This window comes from Escherichia sp. 93.0816 (assembly GCF_013368855.2).
Lineage (GTDB): Bacteria > Pseudomonadota > Gammaproteobacteria > Enterobacterales > Enterobacteriaceae > Escherichia > Escherichia ruysiae.
This window is the reverse complement of sequence record NZ_JABWNC020000001.1, coordinates 410989-424002: the sequence shown is the minus strand read 5'-3', so window position 1 is coordinate 424002 and position 13014 is coordinate 410989. Positions and strand designations below refer to the sequence as shown.

Below are 13014 nucleotides of genomic sequence, written 5' to 3'. Positions count from 1 at the left end.
CCCTTGCAAATCAACAAAATATAGCCAATTTGCTTAAAAGCTCTGCAAACGGTCGAAATACCGCAGAAAATTACGCTTTGCCTCTTGCCACCTTCCCACTCTGCCGCTAATATTCGTCCCCGTTGTCACCTACAACGTTGCGTTCATAGCTCAGTTGGTTAGAGCACCACCTTGACATGGTGGGGGTCGTTGGTTCGAGTCCAATTGAACGCACCATCCTGCGTCCGTAGCTCAGTTGGTTAGAGCACCACCTTGACATGGTGGGGGTCGGTGGTTCGAGTCCACTCGGACGCACCAGATTTTTTAGTCTGGTCTCCTCTCTCCTTGTATTCCCTTGTTTCTTCTCTGTATCCAACACATTAAAAAATTTATACTGTTTTGTATGTGTTATCAGAAGGAGAATCGCTATGGCGACTTTGTTACAGATTCACTTTGCATTTAATGGCCCCTTTGGCGATGAAATGGCCGAACAGCTTAAACCGCTTGCCGAGTCGATTAATCAGGAACCTGGTTTTCTGTGGAAAGTGTGGACAGAAAGTGAAAAGAACCGCGAAGCTGGTGGCATCTATCTTTTTACTGATGAAAAAAGTGCCCTTGCCTATCTGGATAAACATACTGCCCGTTTGAAGAACCTTGGCGTTGCAGAAGTTATCGCCAAAGTTTTCGATGTCAATGAACCATTAAGTAAAATCAATCAGGCCAAACTCGCCTGACAAGTCTTCATGAAGGGCGGTTGGCGCCCTTTTCATCCCTGTCTGAAATTTTCCAAATTCTAAAAATCTCAACCAAACTTATCTGATAACACTAAATTCAAAAGAATGCATACAGGTAAGTAATAATGAAAAAAATTGCCATTGTGGGTGCCGGGCCAACAGGGATCTACACTCTCTTCTCGCTTTTACAGCAACCAACGCCGCTTTCTATTTCCATCTTCGAACAGGCTGACGAGGCCGGTGTCGGGATGCCGTACAACGACGAAGAAAACTCTAAATTAATGCTGGCAAATATTGCCAGCATTGAAATACCACCGATTTATTGTACTTATCTGGAATGGTTACAAAAACAAGATGCCAGCCATCTTCAACGTTACGGCGTTAAAAAGGAAACCTTGCACGACCGTCAGTTTTTACCGCGAATTCTGTTGGGAGAATATTTCCGCGATCGATTTTTACGATTAGTAGATCAGGCGCGACAGCAAAAATTTGAAGTGGCTATTTATGAATCATGCCAGGTTACCGATCTGCAAATTACAGACGCTGGCGTCATGCTCGCTACAAATCAGGATTTACCCACAGAGACGTTTGATTTAGCGGTAATAGCCACCGGTCACGTCTGGCCTGATGAAGAAGAAGCAACCCGAACGTATTTTCCCAGCCCGTGGTCGGGTCTGATGGAAGCAAAGGTCGATGCCTGTAACGTGGGCATTATGGGAACATCCTTGAGCGGACTGGATGCGGCAATGGCAGTGGCTATTCAGCATGGTTCGTTTATTGAAGAAGATAAACAACGAGTTAGCTTTCAACGCGATAGCAACAGTGAAAATCTGCACATTACGTTGATGTCGCGCACGGGCATTTTACCGGAAGCCGATTTCTATTGCCCCATCCCCTACGAACCGTTACGCATCGTCACAGAACAGGCCTTAAATACAGAAATAGAAAAAGGTGCGGAAGGCCTGTTGGATCGGGTATTCAAATTGATACAGCAAGAAATTAATTCTGCCGATCCAGACTGGAGCCAACGCATAGCGTTAGAGCGCCTCAATGTCGATACCTTTGCGCAAACCTGGTTTGCCGAGCGTAAACAGCATGACCCTTTTGGCTGGGCGGAAGAAAACTTAGCCGAAGTCGAGCAAAATAAACGGCAAAAACATACCGTCCCCTGGCGTTATGTCATTCTGCGTTTGCATGAAGCTGTACAGGAAATTGTGCCGCATCTGAATGAACACGACCATAAGCGATTCAGTAAAGGTCTTGCCAGAGTCTTTATCGATAATTATGCGGCAATCCCTTCAGAATCTATAAGACGATTACTGGCCTTACGCGAAGCGGGGATCATTCATATTCTCGCCCTCGGTGAGGACTACGAGATGGAAAACAACGAAACGCGCACAATTCTGAAAACAGCGGATAACAGCTACTCGTTTGATGTTTTTATTGATGCCCGAGGTCAACGTCCACTCAAAGTGAAAGATATTCCTTTCCCTGGGCTACGCGAACAATTGCAGAAAACAGGCGAGGAAATCCCTGATGTTGGTGAAGATTATACGCTACAGCAACCTGAAGAAGTTCGTGGTCGCGTGGCGTTCGGTGCTTTACCCTGGCTGATGCACAACCGGCCTTTCGTCCAGGGACTTACGGCTTGTGCAGACATTGGCGAGGCTATGGCGCAGGCCATCGTAAAACCTGCATCCCGTGCACGTCGGCGTCTTTCGGTTGATTAAAGATAAAGCTATCAGCACTCAACAAACTGATACTGTTCATTGAGACGATAGCGGACTCCGGCACGGATATTGTTTTCACCTTCAATGGCGACGGCGAAGCGCACTCTTTCGCCGTCATGATATGCCAGTGCGGCGCTGCCACCAGGCCCGAGGACAATCGAGTCAACCACGCCCGTACTGACTACTGTTGAGTTAGCACCGCTGGCAATAATGTGAACATTATCACCACTGTTAGCAATTTTCGCGTTTGCGCCAAAGCTGGCAATTTGTACCAGATCGCCATTACTGGCAACATGACATCTTTCACCGGGAGTACAGACGCGTACTCGCATCCCGGCATTCGCAATACGGCTACCCTCTCCGGCACTGCTGATTCGAGTCGAGTTACCCGCCACTGCCACGCGGGCACGCTCGCCTGAGCTGCCAATATGGCTGTTAAAACCCACACTAGCCATCCGTACGCTGTAGCCCGTGCTGGCAATTTGCGCCGCATAACCTGCTGTAACTATTCTGGCGTTATCGTCGCAACACCCGACGCGTGCGTTATCCTCGGCACTGGAGAGCTGGCGGCAAAATGTTGGTTCCACCGGTTCTGTGACCTGCTTTTGCATAGAGGAAACTTCCTGGCGGGCAAAGTTTTCGTCTGTCAGCCATTTGTTCCATGCATACTCAACCAGACTATCTGCCCAGTCCGTATACCCTTCGTCGATCAGCGCATGGTGAACATCGGCATAGCTGCCGTCCTGCGGAAAATGGCGCAAAAACCAGCGGTACATTACCGCTCCTACACGCCACTCTCGCAGGTTCTCTCGCGTAATGATCATACGTTAATGTCGGTGATAGCCATCGATCATACATTTAAAGGTTTCGTGCGGAGTACGCCCCGTAGTGCAAAGATAGAGATGACCGAAGATGAAAAAGAGGCTAATAAATGCCAGAGCAAAATGCGCCTGTAATAACCAGTATCTTACGCCAGGAAACACATTTCCCACGACTTGCGGATAGAGACACAGCAGCCCCGTCACCAGTAACAACGGCAGTAATCCATACATCACCCCGACATAGGCTACCTGCTGTAAGGGATTAAATTTAGACTGCATTGTCGCCGGAAAAGGATGCGCTTCCCCCTGCATAATGCCAGACAGATAAAATCGCGTTTGTTTCGCCGCTCGCCCCTGCCACCCTTGACGACGAATGCGATAGTGGTGACCATTACCCCCAACGGCATTAATCAGAACAAAGCCAAGCCAGCATACCAGTAACAAGAATCCACAAACTTCATGCACAGCAACCAGACTTTTGACCGCAGCTGCGCCCACCAGCGCAAAGTGATTAATTAGCCCACTTGCCAGCAACAATACGAAGAGTAATGCGTTCGACCAGTGCCATAATCTGACCGCCTTGCTGTAAAGATAAACCTTCTCGCCATGATCGGTGGCTGATTTCTTCACACCACGAGCACGAAGCAAAGCGTGCAGCCCCAGGACTAACCACATTCCAACCAGCAATAGCCCGGCAATGACCAGCCACACCGGCCAAAATTCAGGGGTGAACTGTGGTACATAGTTCGCCAACTGGCTCTGAAACTGTTCAGCATTTTGCGACGGGTTCATACATTTTCCTTCTTAATCAAATGTTGACCGAACCGGCGATACAAATGCGGTTTCCCGGCACCAGGCAGCTGATATTGATAGTATTTATTTTTCTGTAACCACGCCTGAATTTCTGGGCTATCTTCGCGGCCAAAGATCAATGCGTGTTCCGGGCAGGCGCTGACGCAAATGGGCGGAAACCCTTTTGCCAGCCGGGACTCGGCGCAGAAATCACATTTATCCGCTACTTTAGTCACAGGGTTAAGGTAACGAACCTGGTACGGACAAGCGCCAATGCAATAACTGCAGCCGATGCACTGCGATTTTTCTACCCGCACGATCCCCTGCTCATCACGCCACGACGCCCCTGTTGGGCAAACGTCAATGCAAGGAGCATCTTCGCAGTGCTGGCATGACTGGCGAAAAAAGTGATACAGCGTTTCGTTGTCGTTATCGGTAACTGGAATGTGTGCTATCGATAAACGGCTTCCCTGGGCAGGAACGTGATTGGTCTTGCGACATGCTCGGGCGCAAATATTACAACCATTGCACCGTGACTCATCGTGAATCATGGCATACCGAACTTCCTTTTCTTGCCTGGTGTTCGCTAACAGAGAAGACGCAGAGCCAGTAAAAAAGATTACTGTTCCCATCCCCAGAACAAATTTGCGTCGAGTGAAGGACATCTGATTATCCCCTAATGCAGTGGCTGCAACTGTCCACCCTGTCCATGACATTTCCCTGAAATTTCAGGGATTCTGAAACTGCTCAACCTCAAACCATTCGCATAAACCATAAGCCTTGCCATAGCTCATATACCGCTCGCTAAACAGGTACAGCACCGCCGTCGATGACTCCACCTGGCGTATATCGGCATATTCAGGGGCAACATCCATCGCGGCGATCGCGGCTTCAATCTGCGCTTCCTGGAAGTAATATGGCGCTTGCCTCAGCATGGCGACTTTGTAGGGTCGCGGGTACGTCTGGCACTCAAAGCGAACGACGTGAGCAATGGCGCGACAAATGTCCTGCTCCACAACTTGCAAAGACATCGCCGCGTAGTTTTCGCTCATGGCCTGCGTTGAGTAATAGTAATCATCGTGAGTTCCCGTGATACAGGCGATATCCGCGTAGTCTCCGTTCTGTTTTATGCCTTCCAGCAAAAAAGACAGATCCTCTTCAGCAACCGAATATGGCGGCGAGAGAAACACGGCACGCGCCACCAGTTGACCCGCAGCCGAATGCTGACGGATAAACTCTGCCAGAACTTCTGTCGGTTCTGGTTCTGCGACGTCTTCACTGACCGTATCTCCGGTGTGACGCATACCCTGCAACCATTGACGCTTCGCCTCGTCAACGTCGCTGACTCCGGATAGCGGCAACTCATCCTGATGGTTCATCTCACCCATTCCTTACGCAGGCAGCAGATTGTGTGCAGCCAGATCGGTGGCAATATCTTCCAGCCCCAGACGTTGCAACGTTTCACGTGTCGGGCAACCGAGCTGTGGATCCCAGCCCATTTCCTTGTAGAACATAGTGAGAGACGCGTACATATCGTCGCGATCCATTTTGTCAGTTCCTTCAGTAAAGACCGGGATCTGCGGATCCTTGTCGAATACCCAGGAGCAAATAAGATCGTGCTCGTTACGCATATCTTTGGTTTGCATCAGTTTTACCGTGTAAGCGCGATGCAGTGTAAATATACGTTCAGCGGCTAAATCTAATTTTTCCTGGGTCATCTCTTCACCGGTGATCGCTTTGAAGAATTTGGCTTCTAAAGCAAGGTCACCACGGTAATTACGGCTCTTCAGCGGCGAAACGGTCATTGGCCAGACCCAGTTGCACAGGGTGACAGCGTTATGCAAACAGACCCGCAACAGCGACCATTTGGCATATTTAATTTTTGCGTCATTGATCGGCGTGTAGTTTTTGGTTTCGTCGTAAGCATCTTCAGAGCCAAAAAGCTCTTTCGCCACTTCACGCTGCAATTTCAACGGCAGACCGGAGCCAATAAAGTTAATGTGGGTGTGCGTCATGCAATCGCGGTTGAACATGCAGTTAACAATGGAACCAACTTGCGCCGAGGCTTCATTAGCATGATGAACCGGATAGCCAAACGGCGACCAGAGTTTATTTTTCGCGTAGCCCCAATACTCTTCGCCCAAATTCCAGCGTTCCGCAATGGCATATGAGCCATCAGCCAGGTGGCTCAACTCACCCACGCGATGCGCCAGACGGTAGTAAAAATCTTTAATGAAGTTAACGTCGCCCGCTTCCAGCTGATCCCAGCGAATTTCTGCATACTCATCAGCAGGCAGAACGCGTTTGAACACGCCTTTGCTGTAGCAATACGTAAAATCTCGATGTAGCTGTCCGTAGTTACACCACAGGCCATAGTCATCAAACAGATTCAGACCAACCAGATTACCAATAACACGACCATCGTCTTTATCTTCAAAATCTTTCGGCCCGTTCGGGAAGATGGTGGTATGGACAAAGTTTGCTACACAAGTATTACCGCCGGTGCTGGGCACGCCGAACTCTTTGACCCGAGGAATGTTCATCTGGGTCATACAACGAATCGGGCAAGAGTGGCAGCCGCTCATTTTTACCGTGTATTTCTCTGCTGCCGGACCTAAGTCAAAAACGGATTTATAGGTGCGAAAACCCACGGTATTTTGATTGCCTGGCGGGATCTCGCCCGTTTCAATCGGGCCACCTTCCGCCGCTCCCCAGAACAGACCTTTACGCGCCGTCCAGCGAGACTTGGGATCGGAGTACTCCGCCCACGATTGCGGCGTACTTGGCACCACATGGTTGTTATTCGCACCGATAAGTTCGGTCATCATGTAGTCATTGAGACGTTTCATCTCCTGACGATCGGCAATGTTGACCCCTTTAGTCCCTTCAACTGCAATCGCTTTGAGGTTTTTCGAACCCATTATTGCGCCAGTTCCCGCGCCGCCGCTGTGATTACGGCTATTCAACATGCCAGAGAGCGGCACAAGGTTTTCACCTGCCTGACCAATAGCTGCCACACAGGTTTCCGGGCTGGTCAAACGACAAATTTCTTCCGTCGTGGCTCGCGTCCCTTTACCCCATAGGAAATCTGCTTTTTCGAGGGTAACTTTGTCATCTTTAATATTCAGCCAAACCGGTGATTTCGCTTTCCCTTCGATAATAATAACGTCGTATCCAGCGAATTTCATTTGCGCGGCAAAAAAGCCACCCATATGGGCATCAACAACTAAATTCCCTTTGGTAAAGGTGGAAAGCGAAGTGATATTTACGCGAGAACTACAGGGAGCACCAGAGCCAGTTAATGGCCCGGTAGCAAAGACTAATTTATTTGCTTCATCGAAAGGTTTAGTGCCTGGCGGTACTTCGTCATACATAATTTTGTAGCCGAATCCCATGCCACCAACAAAATTTTTAAACTTACTGGAATCTTCGAGGGTAATATTTCCTGTCGTGAGATTAACTCTTAATATATTACCTGTCCAACCGTTAGCCATGATTTTTTCCTTTGCAAGATTCACACAGTAATATCTTTCCACTCGATAATTTTTAACGCCCCTGTTGGGCAGGCGTTTGCACATTCACCACATAACACACATTTCGAGGATTTTTTACTTTCGGTATTTACGGTAGCCATCATCCACGGACATGCAGTGGTACAGGCGCTACAACCAATACAACGTTTATGATCGACGACAATACAGCCTTCTTCCTGCTGCCAGGCAATCGCGCCAATCGGGCAAACGTTCATGCATTGCGGATCTTTGCATTGACGACAGGTGTCAGCGGTATAGTTCAGATCGCCATACAGACCACCGCCTGATCCTATCCCTTTGTCGCCAAAGAAATAATTGCGATGGATTTTGATGCGGGAGAAAAAAGTGCCCACTGAGCCATCATTGAAGTTAGTACAAGAGATTTCACAGCGATGGCAGCCTGTGCATCGCGCTCGCTGGGTAACCAGCACGCCTTTGGGCGTATTTATCAACCCTACCGTACCGCTATCAATATCTTCCTGTTTGCAACCCAAAAGTGACAGTAACGCAGGGGCTATCGTTAAACCAGCAAGACCCTTTCCTGATATACGCAAGAATTCTAATCGCGTTAAGCCAATATCTAATAGTGGACGATCAACCGGGTTCATTTATTTCGCATCCTCTTCGCAAACACAGTGCTGACAATTCAACAGCCTGATATTAAGCATTCAACTAATACGCTGCTGACTCTGTCCCCAACACCAGATATTTTCCCTAACCTGATAGTGCATGAGAAAAGAATTAACGCCAATAAACTAATCCTTTATGGTTAGGAGAAAAAATAATGTGATTATTCTGAGGGCTTAACATTGATCATTATCAATTAAATTCACAAAGTGAGAAATTAAAAGTGAACTGATATTTATTATCATCTGGAATTAATTTCATTTAAGTGACAATTATTTGTGATATTCATTCCAGAAAATAAAAATAACATTCCCGTTATGCACTTTAATACATATCGAAACTCATATAATTTCATCAGTTGCTATTTATGAAAATTAGCTGTGGCTGCGATTGAAATAAACATATCAGGATGAAGTGTTGCACTTCATCCTGAATGGTCATTTTACCAGCGCGTTAATGACGGTTTCCATCGCCTGTTTTTCCAGTTCGCTGCGTTGAATACGTTTATTGGCTAAAGCCGTGCGTAATACGCCAGCGATGACAATATGTTTTGGTTCCTGCCCCAAATCGCGCATTTCCAGCACAACTTTACCGACTACCCTGCACATCTCGCGGTACAGTTCGTCATCTTTTGTCCGATTTCCCATTCTTTGTACCTATTTATCATGCCAACTATCAGCATATATCAATCTAAACAATTAAACAAAAATCAAACAAAATCATATAAATAACGCTATAAACTATTTTGACTGTAGCGATTGAGCGATGGTGTATTTACACACCTGATGAACATTCACTCCTCCCCAGGCTGGCGACCTTACCTCGTAACGTTGCGCAAACAACGAAATTTTTGCGTAATCTTTTCCCCGTAACGTTAAATCTTTGATAACAATTTATTGTCTGCCGACTTGTATATTTTTTGAAACGCTGTTTTTGTTTTCCTTTTGGATTAATTTCAGCGTATAATGCGCGCCAATTGACTCTTGAATGGTTTCAGCACTTTGGACTGTAGAACTCAACGACTCAAAAACAGGCACTCACGTTGGGCTGAGACACAAGCACACATTCCTCTGCACGCTTTTTCGATGTCACCTATCCTTAGAGCGAGGCACCATCACTTTCGTAATACCGGATTCGCTTTCCGGCAGTGCGCCCAGAAAGCAAGTTTCTCCTATCCTTCTCAACTTAAAGACTAAGACTGTCATGAAAAAGACCAAAATTGTTTGCACCATCGGACCAAAAACCGAATCTGAAGAGATGTTAGCTAAAATGCTGGACGCGGGCATGAACGTCATGCGTCTGAACTTCTCTCATGGTGACTATGCAGAACACGGTCAGCGCATTCAGAATCTGCGCAACGTGATGAGCAAAACCGGCAAAACTGCCGCTATCCTGCTCGATACCAAAGGTCCGGAAATCCGCACCATGAAACTGGAAGGCGGCAATGACGTTTCTCTGAAAGCAGGCCAGACCTTTACTTTCACCACTGACAAATCTGTTATCGGCAACAGCGAAATGGTTGCGGTAACTTATGAAGGTTTCACTTCTGACCTGTCCGTCGGCAACACCGTACTGGTTGACGATGGTCTGATCGGTATGGAAGTTACCGCCATTGAAGGTAACAAAGTTATCTGTAAGGTACTGAACAACGGTGATCTGGGCGAAAACAAAGGTGTGAACCTGCCTGGCGTTTCTATTGCCCTGCCGGCACTGGCTGAAAAAGACAAACAGGATCTCATCTTTGGTTGCGAACAAGGCGTAGACTTTGTTGCTGCTTCCTTTATCCGTAAGCGTTCTGACGTTATCGAAATCCGTGAACACCTGAAAGCGCACGGCGGCGAAAACATCCAAATCATCTCCAAAATCGAAAACCAGGAAGGCCTCAACAACTTCGACGAAATCCTCGAAGCCTCTGACGGCATCATGGTTGCTCGTGGCGACCTGGGTGTAGAAATCCCGGTTGAAGAAGTTATCTTCGCCCAGAAGATGATGATCGAAAAATGTATCCGCGCACGTAAAGTCGTTATCACTGCGACCCAAATGCTGGATTCCATGATCAAAAACCCACGCCCGACCCGCGCAGAAGCCGGTGACGTCGCGAACGCCATCCTCGACGGTACTGACGCAGTAATGTTGTCTGGTGAATCCGCAAAAGGTAAATACCCGCTGGAAGCGGTTTCTATCATGGCAACCATTTGCGAACGTACCGACCGCGTGATGAACAGCCGTCTCGAGTTCAACAATGACAACCGTAAACTGCGCATTACCGAAGCTGTGTGCCGTGGTGCGGTTGAAACTGCTGAAAAACTGGATGCTCCGCTGATCGTCGTAGCAACCCAGGGCGGTAAATCTGCTCGTGCAGTGCGTAAATACTTCCCGGATGCAACCATCCTGGCACTGACCACGAACGAAAAAACTGCACATCAGCTGGTACTGAGCAAAGGCGTTGTGCCGCAGCTGGTCAAAGAGATCACTTCTACTGATGATTTCTACCGTCTGGGTAAAGAACTGGCTCTGCAGAGCGGTCTGGCGCACAAAGGTGACGTAGTAGTAATGGTTTCCGGTGCACTTGTACCGAGCGGCACTACCAACACCGCATCTGTTCACGTCCTGTAATATTGCTTTTGTGAATTAATTTGTATATCCAAGCGCCCTGATGGGCGCTTTTTTTATTTAATCGATAACCAGAAGCAATAAAAAATCAAATCGGATTTCACTATATAATCTCACTTTATCTAAGATGAATCCGATGGAAGCATCCTGTTTTCTCTCAATTTTTTTATCTAAAACCCAGCGTTCGATGTTTCTTTGAGCGAACGATCAAAAATAAGTGCCTTCCCATCAAAAAAATATTCTCAACATAAAAAACTTTGTGTAATACTTGTAACGCTACATGGAGATTAACTCAATCTAGAGGGTATTAATAATGAAAGCTACTAAACTGGTACTGGGCGCGGTAATCCTGGGTTCTACTCTGCTGGCAGGTTGCTCCAGCAACGCTAAAATCGATCAGCTGTCTTCTGACGTTCAGACTCTGAACGCTAAAGTTGACCAGCTGAGCAACGACGTGAACGCAATGCGTTCCGACGTTCAGGCTGCTAAAGATGACGCAGCTCGTGCTAACCAGCGTCTGGACAACATGGCTACTAAATACCGCAAGTAATAGTACCTGTGAAGTGAAAAATGGCGCACATTGTGCGCCATTTTTTTTGCCTGCTAATTACTGTTATTGCGTCGCGCGTAACATATTGCCCTGCTCAGGTTCGCCATTTTGAGCTGACTCAACTGCGGGCGCGTTGCTGGCATGTGTCGTTCCATTGCCTACCGCGACCGGATATCCCGCCCGACGATATAAGGCTTTATCCACCAGCTTCTGATCAACAGCCTGATTATCTTTGAATTGCGTAAAACCAATGGGCAGTTTATACGGCATCGTCTGAACGTTCTGCTGTTCCTCTGCCGATAGTGGTCGATGCACTTCCACATAACGCATTCCGTTCGGTTCTACAGAGTATTTCACCGGCTCATTGATCACTTTCACTGGCGTCCCCGTCCGCACGCTGGAGAACAAAGCTTTAATATCCGGTGCGTTCATACGAATACAGCCCGAACTGACGCGCAAACCGACGCTGTCCGGCGCACTGGTGCCATGAATGAGATATTCGCCATTGCCGTGCGCCAGGCGCATTGCGTAGCGTCCTAGTGGGTTATTAGGCCCTGCTGGAACGACTGGTGGTAATTTTATGCCACGCTCCAGCGAACGCTGCCGAATACCAGCGGTCGGTGTCCAGGTAGGGTTAGGGATTTTCTGCCCAACCCGCGTATCCATCACTGGCGTTTCCAGTCCCTGCAAGCCAATGCCTATCGGATAGACCTGCACGATATTTTCTCCTGGCGGATAATAATAAAGACGCAGCTCGGCAAGGTTAACGATGATCCCCTGACGCGGCGCATCAGGTAATAACAGTTGTGAAGGAATGGTTATCGTCGTACCTGGTTTTGGCACCGGGGCGATGGTGTTATTGGCTTCCAGAATCAACATTGCCGCAGTATCAAAACGTCGGGCGATGGCCTGAAGGTTTTTATCCCCCTCTTGCACCGTATACGTTTGATTTTGCCCAACCAGTCGGCTTTCGGTTGGTGGGAGCGGGTAATCTACCGCCCAGGCAGCGTGTATGGCGCTAAAAGCGCCGATAAGAGTCAGTGTAAGCAGAGACGCGCGTTTCATTGTAAACCTCCTGTATTTGCCGGAGACTCACGCTAAGACGTCGGATGGCGCTTTTGCTTACCTGAAGCCGAAACACTCCTGTGCTGGTCAGAATAAACATCGACCATCCGGCAATGTGAGTCATCCGGATGAAAGCTGTTCCTTTAGTTTAGCTAAGTGCAGCGGCTTTGGCGCGGATTGCACGAATCATCGCTTCCAGACCTTGTGAACGAGATGGGGTGAGATGCTGAGCAAGTGCCATTTTTTCAAACCACGGGCGCACGTCAAAATTAACAATATCCTGCGGCGTCATCTGGTCGTAGAGAATAAAAACAACCGCAATAAGCCCTTTCACAATGGCGGCATCGCTGTCGCCCTGCAATTCAATAATTCCCTGCGCATTCTGGCGCATGACAATCCATACCTGACTTTGACAGCCCTGAATACTATTTTGCGGGTTTCTGTCTTCATCGCGTAATTCCGGCAGACGCTGACCCAATTCAATAATGTAGAGATATTTCTCTTCCCAGTTGGCACAGCGTAAAAAATTACGCAGCAATTTTTCTTTATCCGGCAATACAGCCATAGAGC

At 47.9% G+C, this 13014-nt stretch carries 14 protein-coding genes and 2 tRNA genes; 7 read left to right on the top strand and 9 right to left on the bottom strand.

Translation table 11 applies throughout. The features are described from left to right. The first annotated feature begins 139 nt into the window (after positions 1 to 139). From HEM79_RS02190 to HEM79_RS02175, 4 genes are all read left to right on the top strand, one after another. Positions 140 to 216 (top strand) — tRNA-Val (locus HEM79_RS02190). Between the two features lie 4 nt (positions 217 to 220). Then, a tRNA-Val gene (locus tag HEM79_RS02185) sits at positions 221 to 297 on the top strand. Positions 298 to 407: 110 nt separating this feature from the next. Beyond that, the gene (locus HEM79_RS02180) at positions 408 to 713 is read left to right on the top strand and encodes a monooxygenase (protein ID WP_000212641.1); all 306 of its coding nucleotides are present in this window, start codon (positions 408 to 410) and stop codon (positions 711 to 713) included. A gap of 125 nt (positions 714 to 838) precedes the next feature. After that, a complete protein-coding gene (locus HEM79_RS02175) occupies positions 839 to 2443 on the top strand; it encodes an FAD-NAD(P)-binding protein (RefSeq protein WP_176241120.1) in 1605 nt (534 codons plus the stop codon). An 11-nt stretch (positions 2444 to 2454) separates the two neighbouring features. Here the strand turns inward: HEM79_RS02175 and ydhT are convergent, their stop codons facing one another. From ydhT to fumD, 7 genes are all read right to left on the bottom strand, one after another. Next, a complete protein-coding gene (gene ydhT, locus HEM79_RS02170; protein ID WP_176241121.1) occupies positions 2455 to 3267 on the bottom strand; it encodes a protein YdhT in 813 nt (270 codons plus the stop codon). Positions 3268 to 3270: 3 nt separating this feature from the next. Then, entirely contained in the window at positions 3271 to 4056 is a 786-nt protein-coding gene (gene phsC / locus HEM79_RS02165; RefSeq protein ID WP_176241122.1) for a thiosulfate reductase cytochrome B subunit, read from the bottom strand. Beyond that, positions 4053 to 4721, bottom strand: coding sequence for a 4Fe-4S dicluster domain-containing protein (locus HEM79_RS02160; RefSeq protein WP_176241123.1), 669 nt, complete (start codon positions 4719 to 4721; stop codon positions 4053 to 4055). The genes phsC and HEM79_RS02160 overlap by 4 nt, the downstream gene beginning before the upstream one ends. 63 nt (positions 4722 to 4784) lie before the next feature. Beyond that, a complete protein-coding gene (locus HEM79_RS02155) occupies positions 4785 to 5435 on the bottom strand; it encodes a YdhW family putative oxidoreductase system protein (RefSeq protein WP_010355674.1) in 651 nt (216 codons plus the stop codon). A gap of 12 nt (positions 5436 to 5447) precedes the next feature. Continuing rightward, a complete protein-coding gene (locus HEM79_RS02150; RefSeq protein WP_176241124.1) occupies positions 5448 to 7550 on the bottom strand; it encodes an aldehyde ferredoxin oxidoreductase in 2103 nt (700 codons plus the stop codon). Positions 7551 to 7570: 20 nt separating this feature from the next. Next, positions 7571 to 8197, bottom strand: a complete 627-nt coding sequence (locus HEM79_RS02145) for a ferredoxin-like protein (RefSeq protein ID WP_176241125.1) — start codon at positions 8195 to 8197, stop codon at positions 7571 to 7573. A gap of 456 nt (positions 8198 to 8653) precedes the next feature. Further along, the gene (gene fumD / locus HEM79_RS02140; RefSeq protein ID WP_000528337.1) at positions 8654 to 8863 is read right to left on the bottom strand and encodes a fumarate hydratase FumD; all 210 of its coding nucleotides are present in this window, start codon (positions 8861 to 8863) and stop codon (positions 8654 to 8656) included. 354 nt (positions 8864 to 9217) lie between these two features. Between fumD and ynhH the strand changes: the two genes are divergently transcribed. The 3 genes from ynhH (at position 9218) to lpp (ending at position 11379) form a co-directional block, all read left to right on the top strand. Further along, the gene (gene ynhH, locus HEM79_RS22545; protein WP_242664678.1) at positions 9218 to 9412 is read left to right on the top strand and encodes a protein YnhH; all 195 of its coding nucleotides are present in this window, start codon (positions 9218 to 9220) and stop codon (positions 9410 to 9412) included. Between the two features lie 7 nt (positions 9413 to 9419). Then, positions 9420 to 10832 carry a pyruvate kinase PykF gene (gene pykF / locus HEM79_RS02135; protein WP_010346010.1) on the top strand — a complete coding sequence of 471 codons (1413 nt, stop codon included), beginning with the start codon at positions 9420 to 9422 and terminating at the stop codon, positions 10830 to 10832. A gap of 310 nt (positions 10833 to 11142) precedes the next feature. Continuing rightward, entirely contained in the window at positions 11143 to 11379 is a 237-nt protein-coding gene (lpp, locus tag HEM79_RS02130; protein WP_000648420.1) for a murein lipoprotein Lpp, read from the top strand. Positions 11380 to 11442: 63 nt separating this feature from the next. Here the strand turns inward: lpp and ldtE are convergent, their stop codons facing one another. After that, positions 11443 to 12444 carry a L,D-transpeptidase LdtE gene (gene ldtE, locus HEM79_RS02125; protein WP_176241126.1) on the bottom strand — a complete coding sequence of 334 codons (1002 nt, stop codon included), beginning with the start codon at positions 12442 to 12444 and terminating at the stop codon, positions 11443 to 11445. Positions 12445 to 12592: 148 nt separating this feature from the next. Then, the gene (sufE, locus tag HEM79_RS02120) at positions 12593 to 13009 is read right to left on the bottom strand and encodes a cysteine desulfuration protein SufE (RefSeq protein WP_000279732.1); all 417 of its coding nucleotides are present in this window, start codon (positions 13007 to 13009) and stop codon (positions 12593 to 12595) included. Positions 13010 to 13014: the final 5 nt, after the last annotated feature.